The following is a 13,479-nucleotide window of genomic DNA, read 5'->3' as shown; positions in this document are numbered from 1 at the left end:
CACGAGTCAGATCTCCTGGGTATGGAAGAGAGAACGTTAACTAATTACAACTTCTGTCTAGATCTAGGTTTCCCAGGAAAATACCGAAGACTGACATCAAACGGGGAGAGAGAGGCGATTAATCGTGTCTATACAGCCCGTTTTTACAGCGCATTTTTACGGTCTTTATACCAATCTGATAGAAGGACGCCTCTAATTCATCCCCGGCTGTCGCTGTCCCCCTTAGCAAGCTACTCTGTACACAGATCTCTGCTTCCTTCCAGGTTGGGTGCAGGGTTGCTTCAAGCGTTTGAAAACCAGGCATTGTGGGAATTTCCCACAAACCCCCTAGCAGAAGGTGTCTCGGTTTACCCAAAGGCGCGCTTCGCACCTGTACTCAGTACGGATGTTTTTAGTTGGGTCAAGACCTTGGTGAGGCTCAAAGTCCTCCAATAATTGGATTGACTAACTATTGATCCCCTATTCACTGCCAACAACACGATTGTTATAGAGGCTCATGGCTTTAGCAATTCCCTCTCGCAGGCTCATTTCCACCGCATCAGTCGTCAAATGCAACACCTCAGAGACAGTTGCGGCTTCTGTTTTCGAGAACTGTCCTAAGACGTGAGAAATAGTGTCTTTGTTTTCGGCGACTACTTTAGGCGCACCAATGCCGATTCGTAGTCGAGGGAAGTTCTGAGTTCCCAGATGGGCGATCGCTGATTTCATGCCATTGTGTCCGCCTGCGGAGCCAGAGAGCCGCAATCGTAGTTTGCCCAAGGGCAGATCCATATCGTCGTAGATGACCAGGACAGACTCCGGGGGAAGCTTATACCAATCGATAACTGCCCGCATCGACTGTCCTGACAGGTTCATGTAAGTGAGAGGCTTGAGCAGACGAATTTTATCTACTTTAGGAGCACGACCTTCGCCAAAAACTCCCTGAAACTTGCGATTTTCAGAAAGCGCAACTCCCCACCGTCGGGCTAGCTGATCAATCGCTTCAAACCCGATGTTGTGGCGTGTTTGATTATATTTTTCACCGGGATTCCCCAACCCCACAATCAGTTGGGGAATCACCAGGGCAGAAGAGTCTGCTGTTGCCATCCAAGTCCCCGTACGTTGTATCTAGCCCTGTTGTGACTGACTAACAGGGGCTTCCTCAGCTACAATCTCGGCGATTTGCTCTGTGGGTTCCTCTGCTTCAGGGGTTGTTGCCACCAGTGCCTTCTGAGGTGTTTCTAATTTGGCTTCCATGGGAGTTGAGACGACTTTCTCCAGGCGTTCTGCCTCTTTCTTAAACTCATTCTCAAATTCCTTTGAGGCTTCTTGAAAACCACGAATGGCTTTCCCCAGGCTCTTGCCAATCTCTGGTAGCTTTTTAGGACCAAAGATCAACAATGCTAGAACCATAATCAATGCCATTTCAGGCAAGCCAATCCCAAAGATATTCACAACACATCCTCCTGAAATTGCCCGGACTTCTCGCCAGTCCGCTAAACATCTCGCCCAAAATCGGGGCGATCGCGATTCTTGCTTTACCCTAACATCTCATCCATTGCTCTGGAACACTTAGCTTATTGAGAAAATTGCTCCACACCGCTATGTATTAAAAAAGCCCTGAGAAACTTTCAGGGCATCGCATACTCTTTGGAGTATCGAGTAGCCAATTAGGATGAAGAACCTACACTGACTAGCGACCCAGGCTTTGCCAGTCTACGTCTACGTTCTCCAACAGCAAGGATGAGTTGTAAATTTGCAGAATGATTAACAGAAAGACGAAGAATAGAAGCATGAAAACTGCCATCAGAGGGGTGGTGCCCCAACCTGGAGCAACTTTACCGTATTCAGAATTCAGGGGCTTGAGAACATCTCCCAGGCGAGTGCGCTGTGCCATGTTTAACCTGCGATTGATACAAAACTTTAATTTTCCGCAATACACCTTATTAAAAGCGGTGCATTATATAAGAGTCTACCAGCTAAAGCTTAAGCAAAAGCTAAAGGGGGTAGATCAAATATGAAAATTTGTTACATCAACCGGGATGACTGAGATCAACAAGCGATCGCCCCAAAAATGAAAACTTTTGTTTCAAATCTTCTACAATAATTAGAGAATATTGTAAGAAAATTCTCCGAATTAAAAAAATCTGCTTATGGAACCCGCAACCGTTCTGAGTATTTCTATTGGTGCCATTTTGGTCGCTATTACGGGCATGGCGATCTATACGTCGTTTGGGCCACCTTCTAAAGAATTAGATGATCCATTTGAAGATCACGAAGATTAGGGATAAAGGCTAAAGGAGAGAGACGCGATTAATCGCGTCTCTTTTGGCAGATTTATTAGCTCTACGATCCTAAGTTGGAATAGAAAGGGTGATGATCTTCCAGGGATTAAGGGCGATCGCTGATGAAGGTTGGCTCTCTGGAATTTGTCGCTCCAGCAGGTTAGTTGGGGCGAAGCTTGGAAGGTCGAGTACCGAATTCAGTAAAGCGGATTCTGTGTTTGCCAGGTTCACCAAAGCCGATTCGCCGTGACACTCGTAGCCTCTGAGAATCCAGCGATTGGAGCTGTCTTCCGATTGCTTAAAGGCTGACAAAATCAGATTTTTCACTTCAAGGTTGAGGAATTGCCCCACAGGTGGCAGAGTGCCTGATTGGGAAGACATAGCAGGATTGAAGTTAACGTGCAGTGGTTGGTTGAGTTCGTAGCCCCGGTGAACCGTCTCCGCCGATCGCCAGTCACCCCCATGGGGATAGAGCGCATAGGTAAATTGATGCATGCCGCGATCGGCGTTGGGGTTAGGCCAACTCGCACTCCGCAGCAAAGTCAGCCGTAGTTGGGAAGGTTGGCTGTCGTAGCCGTGTTTGCAGTCGTTCAACAAACTGACGCCATATTCGTCATCACCCAAGTCTGCCCATTGTAAAGCGGGCACTTCCCATTTGGCTTTGTCATGGGGAGTTGTGGGTCGCGTCGGGCGGGCGATCGCTCCAAAGGGAATCTCGTAAGTAGCGCGATCGCTGGTGACGTTCAGGGGAAACGCCGCTTTCACCATCACGGCTCGTTCTTGCCAATCGACCGTGGTTTCAATTTTCAGCATGGATGAGTTGGTCGTGAGAACGTAATCCTGGCAAAACTCAGATTGTCCCAGCATCCGTCTCACTTGAATCCGTTGGGCGATCGCTCCCCATTCCACCCATTCAATCAAAGTGAGAATTGGCTCAGGGAGAGCATGTTGAGCGTAGTTGGGGTCGATATTCCAGGCATCCCAATATTGACCGCTATCGCGAAAGGCTTGCAGTTGGTTGCCCGGAGCACTTAACACCTCACGCTGATACACCTTGTCGAACACACGGGCAAGATTTCCGGTGGTTGGATCAACCTCGACCCGCACATAGTCGTTCTCCATTGTCCATTCTGCTGGAGCCGGATCGGGAGTCTCAGCGGAAATCGGACACTGACAGAGCCACAGTAACGTATAGCCGATACCAGGAATGGTGGGTGTGAGGCAATACAGAGAGGTTTTTTCCACTTGAGTCAGTAGCGACTCGCCAGTGGGGGTGCAGACTTGCCACTGATAACCCTCGGCTGGCGGATGAGGCAGGGCGATCGCCACGACTTCTGACCGTGCCCAATTTAACGAGTTGATGACAAGAACCGGGTAACTGTGGGGTTGCGGGGGAGCCACTGGAGCTATGTGAGCGGCGATCGCTTCCAGTGAGGTCTTCAAGATCGAAGTTGCTGTTTGCAGTGCGGTTTGCCACTCCGGATCGGCATCCTCATACACTTCAGGAATCGCTGATCCCGGCAAAATATCGTGGAACTGATTGAACAACACCTTTTTCCACGCTGTCTCTAGCTCCGCTTTGGGATAGGTCGCCCCGGTTAACAGAGTGGCGATCGAGGCAAAGAGTTCTGCCTGGTAAAGCGATCGCTCACAGCGACGGTTCCACAGTTTTTGGTCGGCGTGAGTCGTGTAGCAGCCGCGATGGAATTCCAGGTAGAGTTCGTTGTTCCAAACGGGGAGCGGGGTGTGGGGTGTGGGGTGTGGGGTGTGGGGTGTGGGGAGTAGGGAGTAGGGAGTAGGGAGTGGGGAGTGGGGAGTAACTTCTTGAATTTCTTTTTTCTCTCTTCCTTCTTCAATCTTCACCAGGTACTGTTCTGCTGAGTTGAAGCTGAGGGTCGGAAAGAAGGGGGATTGTTGCCAGCGACGGGCAACGGTCAGCATGTCACGAGTAGGGCCACCGCCATGATCGCCAACTCCGGTGAGCCACTGAGCCATGGGGATGCCCGTTTTCGCTTCCCAATTGACGGCATAGTGCGCCATCTTAACCGGGTCGATGCCTTCCCCAATGGGGGGCGAGTTGAAACTGAGGATTTCGCTGCCGTCGGGCGATCGCCACTGAAACCACTCGTAGGGAAACTGGGTGGAGTCGTTCCAGCGCAGCTTTTGGGTGACGAAATAGGTGATTTCTCCTTGAGTCAAAATCTGCGGCAACTGCCAGCAAAAGCCAAAGCTGTCGGGCAACCAGGCGATCGCACTGACTTTTCCAAATTTTGCTTCGGTGTAATGCTGTCCGTAGAGCACTTGACGGGCGATCGACTCGCCACTGACGACGTTTAGCTCCGGCTCAACCCACAATCCGGCAGCAACTTCCCAGCGTCCTTCAGCCACCCGTTGTTGGATGGCAGTAAATAACTCCGGTCGGTTGCGCTCGACCCACTCATACAGAACTGGGCTGGAATGACAAAAGATTAATTCCGGGAAATCCTTTTGCAGGTTCAGCACGGAGTTAAAGGTGCGTTCTGCGGCATCCCAGGTTTCATCTACCGTCCACAACCATGCCAGGTCGAGGTGAGCGTGTCCCAGTAACGCAATTTGCCGCTGTTTAATCCATGTGCCAAAGGATTGCAACTGTTCCCGCAAGGTGGTCAGCGATCGCTCAAAGATTGAACGGTTGCCTACACTCGACCAGTCGATCGCATTGAGTTCTTTTGCCAGTCCTTCCAGTTGATCGGGAGCAAATTGGGTGAGGTAGTGCTGTAATACCGCCAATTCATCTGCGATAAAGCCGGGTTCCGGGCAAGGGTTAACGACTCCATCGGCTCGCTCATACAGACAAAGCGATCGCACCAGTGCCCCATCGTCATGACCAGGGCTGACGAGTCGCAGGGCTACAGCGATCGCCTCTCCAGGTTGAGCATTGGTACTCAAGACAATCCGGGCGGAGGTGTCGAAGAGATCGCCTGCTTGTACCAATTCGCCGTTGACAAAAACTTCTGCCAGTTGTGCCCACCAGATCAAGGACAACCGTAGCGTTAATCCCTCCAGGGGATAGCCCTGCAAATCGGGAGGAATGACAATTCGTTGTCCCAACCACAACACTTGCTGCCCCCTGACCCAGGCAACATGATCACGAGCATTGCAGGTGCCCATCTCCCAGGTTAGCCAGGTATCCGAACGGGTCGCCGCTCCCACAGGCAGATCGCCTAGATGAATGCGCCAGTTAGACTGCACTGAGCGTTGGGTTAGTTGACGCAGACGGGTGATGGTTGCCTCAATGAACTTTACAATTTGGGAATTAACACGTTCGTCAGAGGAAGTCGGGACGGATGCAACAGAGTCGGTCATCTTTCTACTAAGATCGGGGCATTCCCCTTTAGGGATGGCGCGGTGCTCTCTGCACTCTACACCAGATTTTGCAGGTCTTTTTCTCTTTGTAGCTCCTCATGTCGTCCTCTAACCCATATCAAAGTCGCCTGTTCAAATTCATCGTGCAACAAACCCGTCAGTTGCGCGATCGCTCTCTGCAAACCTGGCGACAACTACGACTGGGAACCATCTGGGGAGCACAAATCGCATTGTATCCAATCTATGCAGCGTTTCAGGCGACGCGATTAGCCGGGAAGCAACTGCGACAGGCTGTGCGACAGACAACTCCGCGATTAAAAGCGGCTCAACGAACGGTGCAAACCACCCTACAAAGAAAGGCTCGTGCTCCGGAAGTAACTCCTCCCATTGAGGTGGATGCGCCTGTAAAACAGACTTTAGCGACTGTCCAGACATTTGCTTTACCTGTAGACATTCCAGGCTGCGATCGCTCTGCCTCCAGCCTCCCCCTCAACCAGGGGAATTTGGACGGCTTTGAGGCTGCCAGGCTCCTTCAAGCTGAGGGAGTGAAGAGTCAAAATAACCGCATTTTGAGGGAACTCAAAAAACTAGCAGATCAGTTCCTCAGGAGAGGAACGGATTTAGAGCTAAAGTCGCTCAACTCCCCAAATTTGCAAACCTTGGAGGACTCTCCTAAGCCCTCCCTGCAAGCAACACCCGACCAGTTGGCAACCGTTCAAGCTGACCCGATTCGTGGCATTGCCTCCTTGCTAACAACCCGCAAGCTGGTTTTGGTAACGGTGCAAAACCAAATTCTTGATATCCTCACGCCAGAGCAGGACGACTATCTGCGGCGACGGATGATTGGCGCGATCGCCTCCTATCTGCGGGAGTGGCGACAGCTTGCTGCCCTGCAATTATCCCCCTTCAATGCCTTACCACCACTGGCACCACGACCAAATGCCCTGCCTCCGGTGCGATCGTTCTGTGACCTGATGCGGTGGATGCAATACAGCCCTGTGGCGATCGCCGTCAATCTCTTTCACGAAGCTAGTCTTGTCCCCAACCATCAGAGGAGAACGACTACGCTTGAGACATTCCATGACCCCTGGGAAGAAGTTGCGGCTATCCCCAGTCTTGCCCGCTTTCTACAAAACTCGCCTCAGTCCCGACAATCATCCTCAACAGATTCCGCTATCGAGTTGCCAGTGTCCTCCTTACCTTCGGGGGCAGAGCTACCGTTGTTGTCAGGCTCTCGTCGCATTGTTCCAACGGGGACCAGGGCTGTTACCTCCGTCAAGACAGGTTCTCAGTCGTCCGTTGCAACAAGGTCTGGGGTTCTCGCTCAACAAACTTCTCTTGCTCCTAACGCTGCCCCTGCCGCTGAAACTCTAGAACGGGTTCCACTGGCTGACATCCAGATTCAGCCTGCTCGCCCTGGTGAGACAAGTAGTTTGCAACGTTCCCCTGAAAAAGGAGTGATTGATATTCAGGCAAGTCTGGTGACGTATGTCAAACATCCCCTGCAACAGGTATTGGAATGGATTGACCAGGGAATGTTGTGGCTCGAAAAACAAGTGATTCAACTGGTCAATTGGTTGCGTCGGGGTGGATAGATGCGATCGCGGGTGTCTATCCGAAAACCGACTGAAGACGACTGGCAGGCGTTGTTGGTATTACATCAAGCCAGTCAAGAATTTCATTTTCCCTGGGCATTTCCAGCGTTAACAGAGGAGGGCTGTAAAGCCTACATTCGTCGCTGTCAAAACGACGACTTTGAGGGATTGTTGATCTGTCATCGTGAGAGCGATCGCATTGTGGGCGTTGCCAATCTCAGCCAGATCTTCTACAAAGCCTTTCAAAATGCCTATTTGGGCTACTACGGCAGTGCCGAGTTTGCGGGGCAGGGGTTGATGACCGAGGGATTGCGCCTCGTGATTGACTATGCCTTCTTCAATCTTGGCTTACATCGTCTGGAGGCAAACGTGCAACCCGAAAACCAGAGGTCGATCGCCCTGATCCAACGATTGGGCTTTACAGAAGAGGGATTCTCACGACGGTATCTCTATATCAATGGGGCATGGCGCGATCACGAACGCTGGGCGTTGACCGTGGAGGATTGGGTTTAGGGCGATTTTGATTTTAGATTTACGATTTTGGAAGATTTCTGGCGATCGCAGCTTCGGTTTAAGATAAAGGAGTGCCTATAACAACCTGCCTGATTTGATTCATGGATATCACAGCGTTTTTTCAACACAGTGCTGGAAAGTGGATTTCACAGCGAACCAGCCACAATTTTGCATCAAAACAATCTGAAAATGGCAAATCGACGCTTCAGATTGAGGTGATGCCAAGTGATGCACCTGACGTGATCAAACTGTGTGAGTTGCATGGAGTTGATCCGGCTTCTGCCCTAATTGGGATGCGGATCAGTTGGGAAGGCAACATGGATTGGAAAACGCAGAAACAGATCGGCTCAACGGTTCTGGTGCCATTGGCAGATCCGGCGCAGACCAATGCAGGTCGGTTGTTGAGTGGCATGGGCAGTCCCGGACAACCCAGTGTTTCAGGTCGTTATGTCATGGGCAGTGATGATGCTCTGACCTTAATCACAGAATCGGACACGATGTATTTTGAGGAGCGCATCTGGTTTGCTGGCGACAACTTGCGCTTGAGAAATAGTTTGCTAAAACCTGCGAATGGAGCGACTTTGGCGTCTTTTTGTTCTGAGATTCGGATGATAAGCCAACCCGCACCCGCTACGACTCCGGCAACCGAAGAAGCCAGCCCAACCAGTTAAAACTTGTTGCTATCGTAATTGCCGATACAAACATCTAACCCTGGGTAGCTGAAGGAAAGCCTCCTGATTTCCAGAATTGAGGCATTGCCTGCGCGATCGCTGCCATTCATTCGTTGAGCATTTGATGTGTTCAACGGTTTTTGTCATGCGCTCGCAACGGGAAGCAACAATTTTGATAAAGGAGAATTTTATTTATGGTATTGACATTGGATGATGAAAAGCGGATGGCGATCGCCCAAAAATTGGCGGATTTGAAGGCATTTCAAAACTTCATCTTGAGAAATGATCAACGGCTGATTAACGAGTGCCCTGATCAAGATGTCCGCGATCGCTTGCAAAACATGCTGGAGGATGATCAGAAAAATATAGGCATCATCGATACAGTGATTGTTCAATATGGGGTTCAGTCGGAGCCACATCCCGGAACCAACGTGTTTATTGAACAGTTTGAACGGATGATGTCCGGCAATGATTTGTCGTTCTACCACAAGCTGATTCATCATGAGTTGATCAAACACGGACAAGCTATGAGCGGCATTGTCATCCACAAAGCGGCTCAAAAAGTCGGAGCCGATATTGAAGTAGCAATCTCCCCGCTCAACACCGTTAACTTTGAAGGTCGTGCTCATCAAGAGCAACTCAAAGGCATAATGGAACAGATTGGCGTGCGTGAAATGACGGGTCAGGACGCCGATCAGGGATTGTGGGCACGGGTACAAGATGCGATCGCCGCTTTCTCCGGTATTGCAGGCAGTGTCATCACCCAAAACACGAAAAAACAAGACATGAATATCCAAACGCTGATTCGTTTGGATCACAACAAGGTAAACACCATTTTCACTGAAATCGGAGCAACGAACGATCCACAAAAGCTACAAGAATACTTTGGACAACTCTACAAAGATTTGTTAGCTCACGCACAAGCGGAAGAAGAAGTAGTTTACCCCAACGTTCGTTCTTTTTATGGTGATGACAACACCCAAGAGTTGTACGACGAACAAGCGGAAATGAAGCGGATGCTGGATGAAATTCGAGCCATGGACCCGAATTCCGTCGATGCATTCAAATCTAAAATCAAAGATTTGATGGGTGCGGTTGGCGACCACATTCGTCAAGAAGAAAGCACCATGTTTGCCGCGATCGATCGCAACTGCAATGACACACAAAAAGAACAAATGTCAACGGAATTCAAGTCTGCTAAGAGTAAAATTCAACAACACATGACAGCAACCGTATAGTGTTTGCTGTGTAGGGGTTTGATAAATCAAACCTGAGGGGCAGAGCATTCAAAAAAGCTCTAATGATTCCATATAGCAACTGCCGAGGCAGTTTATACAAGGGGGTGTGGGGGCTGCGCTCCCAGCCAGGGGTTCCACCCCTGCACCCCATCCTAAACAACCCGATTGACTGACAAAAGTTCTGAAACCCTTGATATTCCCTGCTGTGGCTGGCGAATGGAATTCGCGCCTATCCGATCGAAGTCTGCCGGCGCGGACTGGATGCATCCAGGTTTTCTGTAACCCACGTCGGCAGGTTTTGTTCTTATAGCGTTCGACTGAGCTCACGCTGAAGTCTGCGATTTCAATCGCCAAGCATCAAAGATTTGTCAGGCAGTCAGCTAAACAACCTCTCGGTTGCTATGGAGACTCTTTGCAGAATGCTTTGCCGTTACCTCGTTTCTTAATACAAAAACTAACTCTATTCACCTAAGCTCTCCCTTTTGAGGGGTAACTGTCCTACTCCCTTAGTGGAGGGTAAACCAATCTTTAACGATTAGGGTAGTAGTAAACCAACCTACTATTCATCACAAACTTTCTCTACAAATCATTTACACAAATCAGTTTTGTTGTTGATGGATCAGGTTTCATCCATTGACACTGCTTCGCATTGCGCTTCATCTCCACGCACACAGCAGGAAAAATTCTATGTTCCAGTATTTTGCTCAAGTCCCGTCCTTAACGGAGGATTTTGCTCTGTCATTTCTCTCAGGACCGCAATTTTTTATTGCGCTGATTGCTGGAGTGGTGATGGCATTTGCATTTCAATTTATCCTCAGCAATCTCTCAGTCGCAATTGGCATTTCAGCCGGGATAAATCCTGCTGACACAGATGACGACTATAGTCGTGACAAGGAGAGAACCTGGGGCAAAAAGCTTCGCAAAATTGAAGCCAAAGTTGGCACAACAACCCTGTTTATTGTGAATACAGCCGTGTTTATCGCGTGCTTTTTAGCTGTGAAATTGACGCTAATTCACGACGCAGGATTAGCCGCGATCGTCTCTGTGGTCATCTGGTCAGTTTATTTCTTGCTGCTGGTGTGGCTGAGTTCGCAAGCGATCGCCTCTGTAGTTGGTACAGTCGGCAGTGCAGCCAACACCGGGCTGCAAGGGGTCGTTGGAACGGTAGCAACGGCTCTCAGTGGTCGAGCAGCTAGCAAACAAGTAACCGATACGGTCGAAGCATCCGTAGATGTGGTGAAACGGGAGTTGCAATCGGCTTTGAGTAGCGATCGCCTGCGCGAAAATCTGGAGGGCTATGTCTCCAACATTCGTTTGCCTCAAATCCCTCAACTCGATCTCAACAACGTTCCAAATCAAGCAATGACACTGTTGAGCAACGCCAACCTGCCTGCCTTTGAGAACTCTGATTTATTAAACATTATTCGTTCAGCAACTCCTGAAGATTTGGAATCGGGCAAACTGCGCGAGCGTCTGACTCAACTTCTAGGCATCAAACTTCCTAGCAATGGCAACGGGCAAGCCAATGGAGGCCTCACCAACGGTGAAAGTCAACCGCAACAAGGCGGTGTGGGTCTACGGGAGCGCACCATGCAACTGGGAACTGATACCTTGATTGCAACCCTCACCGGACGCAGTGGATTAGCCAAGCTCAACCCGGAAGATTTGACCAAGGTGCTGAATGCACTGGGGTTTTCAGACATCTCCGTTGAGAAAGTGACGCGATCGCTCAATGCCGCCAGAGAGCAACTGGGACAACAAGCCAATCAGGTCGGTCAGCAAGCGAGTCACTTGGGACAACAAGCGGGCCAAGCCGTTAAAGGATTGAGTCGTCAGCCCGCTTTCACCATTCGTTCCGATGTGGAAAACTATTTGCTCAACTCTCCCGGTTGGTATTTGCGCCCAGAGAATCTCGATCGCGGTTTTAGAGAAGTGCTATTTGACCCAGAAGCCAATGCAGGGTTAGTCCGGCAGCAACTCGAACAGTTGAACCGTAGCTATTTTGTTGGGGTGCTGAATCGGCGTGAAGGCGTCGTGGTTGAGCAGATTAACGACATTGCCGACGAGTTAGAAGTCGTGCGACAGGAAGTGCTGGATACGGTGCGGGCTGCTGAAGAACAGGAACGCATCGCTGGCCTGCGCCATCGCGTTGAAACTTATCTAAAATCAGCCCCGAAAGAGGCACTGATGAGCGAAAGCATTCAACAGGATTTCACGGCTTTGTTAGCAGATCCCGATGCGACCTATGAAATGCTGGGCAACCGCTTACTGCAATTCGATCGCGATGCCTTGACGCAAATGCTTTTGGCAGGGCGACAAGACCTCAACCCAGAAGAAACAGAGCGGATTCTCAACGATCTGGAAGGGGCACGCGATCGCTTCCTCAACCAATCTCAGGAAACCTGGAACCAGTTGCAGGCAGAAGCCGGAGAATTTCGTCAACAGGTCGAGCGTTATCTGACAGAAACCAATCCGACTGAGCTAACTCCGACCGCCATCCAACAGACCTTGCAGCAAATGTTGCAGGCACCTGAACGAGGTTTTGGAACACTGCGGGCAGGTTTAGGACAACTCAACCGCACTTCATTGCAGCAGGTGCTTTCTCAACGGCAAGACCTGAGTTCACAGCAGGTCAATCAACTGATTGACCAGTTTGAATCCGTGCGTGATGAGATTTTGCACACGCCTCGCGAACTCGCCGAACAAGCCAGAGAACAGGTCGATCGCCTCACCACTCAAATCGCAGACTATTTGCGGAGCACGAATCTAGAGGAACTCAACCCAGAAGGCATCCAGCGCGATTTGCAACAGTTGCTCAACGACCCGCAAGCCGGGGTTTCTGCTCTGGGAGAACGGTTGTCGCACGTCGATCGCGATACGCTAGTGAGACTGCTGAGCCAACGCCAGGATTTGAGTGAGGAGCAGGTGAATCGAGCCATCGATCAAGTGTTTGAGACGCTACAATCGATCGCCCGATCGCCCCGTGAAATCGCTACTCGAACTCGCGATCGCGTCCAGGATTTCACCACAGATCTCACTGATTACCTGCGAAACACCAATCGTGAGGAATTGAACCCAGAAGGCATTCAACGTGACCTACAACGCTTGTTCAAACACCCCAAAGCGGGAGTTGAGCAGTTAAGCGATCGCCTCTCTCAAGTCGATCGGGGTACGTTGGTTTCCCTGCTGACTCAACGGCAAGATGTGACGGAAGAAGAAGCCAATCGCATCGTGGATCAGGTGCTCGATCAGGCGAAGTCCATTCAACAACAACTCCTGCAACCTGTTCGCGCAGTCAAAGATCAGGTGCAAAATGCAACGGATAAAGTCACTGGCAACGTACGGAATTATCTCGACTCCCTCGATCTTCCTGAACTCAACTACGACAACATTCAACGCGATGTTCGCAAGTTGTTTGACGATCCAGAAGCGGGATTCGACGCCTTGAAGGATCGCCTCAGTCAGTTCGATCGCGAAACGCTCGTCACGCTGCTCACCTCACGATCCAATCTCTCAGAGGAGCAGGTGAATCAAGTCATCGACCAGATCGAAGCGGCACGCGACAGTGTATTGCAACGCGCAGAACGAGTGCAGACCAAAGCCCAAGAGCGGGTTAGAGCCTTAAAACATCAAGCCAAAGAACAGGCGGAAGAAGTGCAAAAAACGGCTGCATCCGCTGCCTGGTGGGTGTTTGGTACGGCGATTACGTCGGTTGCAACAGCGGCGATCGCAGGTATCCTGGCTGCGGCGGGAGTGAAGTTCCTGGGCTAGAAGAAGTAGAAAGGTGCTAGTTGTGAAGGATAAGGGATAAAGGATGAGAGAAAACGAGGGCGTTGCTGAAATGACAAATGAT

The 13,479-nt window shown here is 50.4% G+C and carries 10 protein-coding genes; 6 read left to right on the top strand and 4 right to left on the bottom strand.

Translation table 11 applies throughout. The features are described 5' to 3' along the window. Positions 1-459 precede the first annotated feature (459 nt). The 3 genes from pth to psbH all read right to left on the bottom strand — a co-directional run bounded on the left by pth (position 460) and on the right by psbH (position 1,876). Entirely contained in the window at positions 460-1,086 is a 627-nt protein-coding gene (gene pth / locus H6G89_RS16485; protein WP_190508260.1) for an aminoacyl-tRNA hydrolase, read from the bottom strand. 21 nt (positions 1,087-1,107) lie between these two features. Continuing rightward, positions 1,108-1,434 carry a TatA/E family twin arginine-targeting protein translocase gene (locus H6G89_RS16480; protein WP_190508258.1) on the bottom strand — a complete coding sequence of 109 codons (327 nt, stop codon included), beginning with the start codon at positions 1,432-1,434 and terminating at the stop codon, positions 1,108-1,110. Between the two features lie 238 nt (positions 1,435-1,672). Then, positions 1,673-1,876, bottom strand: a complete 204-nt coding sequence (psbH, locus tag H6G89_RS16475) for a photosystem II reaction center phosphoprotein PsbH (protein ID WP_190508256.1) — start codon at positions 1,874-1,876, stop codon at positions 1,673-1,675. 256 nt (positions 1,877-2,132) lie between these two features. On the opposite strand from psbH, the gene psbN reads away from it, so the two are divergent. After that, a complete protein-coding gene (psbN, locus tag H6G89_RS16470; protein ID WP_190508254.1) occupies positions 2,133-2,264 on the top strand; it encodes a photosystem II reaction center protein PsbN in 132 nt (43 codons plus the stop codon). 69 nt (positions 2,265-2,333) lie between these two features. Here psbN and H6G89_RS16465 read toward each other — a convergent pair whose 3' ends face one another. Next, positions 2,334-5,609 carry an alpha-mannosidase gene (locus H6G89_RS16465; protein ID WP_190508252.1) on the bottom strand — a complete coding sequence of 1,092 codons (3,276 nt, stop codon included), beginning with the start codon at positions 5,607-5,609 and terminating at the stop codon, positions 2,334-2,336. Positions 5,610-5,707: 98 nt separating this feature from the next. Here H6G89_RS16465 and H6G89_RS16460 point away from each other — a divergent pair, with 98 nt between their 5' ends. The 5 genes from H6G89_RS16460 to H6G89_RS16440 all read left to right on the top strand — a co-directional run bounded on the left by H6G89_RS16460 (position 5,708) and on the right by H6G89_RS16440 (position 13,397). Beyond that, complete coding sequence (locus tag H6G89_RS16460) at positions 5,708-7,204, top strand: hypothetical protein (RefSeq protein WP_190508251.1); 1,497 nt, start codon at positions 5,708-5,710, stop codon at positions 7,202-7,204. Further along, positions 7,205-7,717, top strand: a complete 513-nt coding sequence (locus tag H6G89_RS16455; RefSeq protein ID WP_190508249.1) for a GNAT family N-acetyltransferase — start codon at positions 7,205-7,207, stop codon at positions 7,715-7,717. Positions 7,718-7,818: 101 nt separating this feature from the next. Further along, the gene (locus H6G89_RS16450) at positions 7,819-8,388 is read left to right on the top strand and encodes a phycobiliprotein lyase (protein ID WP_190508247.1); all 570 of its coding nucleotides are present in this window, start codon (positions 7,819-7,821) and stop codon (positions 8,386-8,388) included. Between the two features lie 194 nt (positions 8,389-8,582). Beyond that, positions 8,583-9,626, top strand: a complete 1,044-nt coding sequence (locus tag H6G89_RS16445; RefSeq protein WP_190508245.1) for a hemerythrin domain-containing protein — start codon at positions 8,583-8,585, stop codon at positions 9,624-9,626. A gap of 687 nt (positions 9,627-10,313) precedes the next feature. Continuing rightward, the gene (locus H6G89_RS16440; protein WP_190508243.1) at positions 10,314-13,397 is read left to right on the top strand and encodes an MFS transporter; all 3,084 of its coding nucleotides are present in this window, start codon (positions 10,314-10,316) and stop codon (positions 13,395-13,397) included. Positions 13,398-13,479: the final 82 nt, after the last annotated feature.

The organism is Oscillatoria sp. FACHB-1407 (assembly GCF_014697545.1).
In the GTDB taxonomy this organism is placed as follows: domain Bacteria; phylum Cyanobacteriota; class Cyanobacteriia; order Elainellales; family Elainellaceae; genus FACHB-1407.
This window is presented reverse-complemented; position numbering and strand designations above follow the sequence as displayed.

Bases quoted from the DNA above. Each gene is read 5' to 3' on its own strand.
- pth (WP_190508260.1), bottom strand. From the start codon at position 1,086: ATGGCAACAGCAGACTCTTCTGCCCTGGTGATTCCCCAACTGATTGTG.
- psbH (WP_190508256.1), bottom strand. From the start codon at position 1,876: ATGGCACAGCGCACTCGCCTGGGAGATGTTCTCAAGCCCCTGAATTCT.
- psbN (WP_190508254.1), top strand. From the start codon at position 2,133: ATGGAACCCGCAACCGTTCTGAGTATTTCTATTGGTGCCATTTTGGTC.
- H6G89_RS16465 (WP_190508252.1), bottom strand. From the start codon at position 5,609: ATGACCGACTCTGTTGCATCCGTCCCGACTTCCTCTGACGAACGTGTT.
- H6G89_RS16460 (WP_190508251.1), top strand. From the start codon at position 5,708: ATGTCGTCCTCTAACCCATATCAAAGTCGCCTGTTCAAATTCATCGTG.
- H6G89_RS16455 (WP_190508249.1), top strand. From the start codon at position 7,205: ATGCGATCGCGGGTGTCTATCCGAAAACCGACTGAAGACGACTGGCAG.
- H6G89_RS16450 (WP_190508247.1), top strand. From the start codon at position 7,819: ATGGATATCACAGCGTTTTTTCAACACAGTGCTGGAAAGTGGATTTCA.
- H6G89_RS16445 (WP_190508245.1), top strand. From the start codon at position 8,583: ATGGTATTGACATTGGATGATGAAAAGCGGATGGCGATCGCCCAAAAA.
- H6G89_RS16440 (WP_190508243.1), top strand. From the start codon at position 10,314: ATGTTCCAGTATTTTGCTCAAGTCCCGTCCTTAACGGAGGATTTTGCT.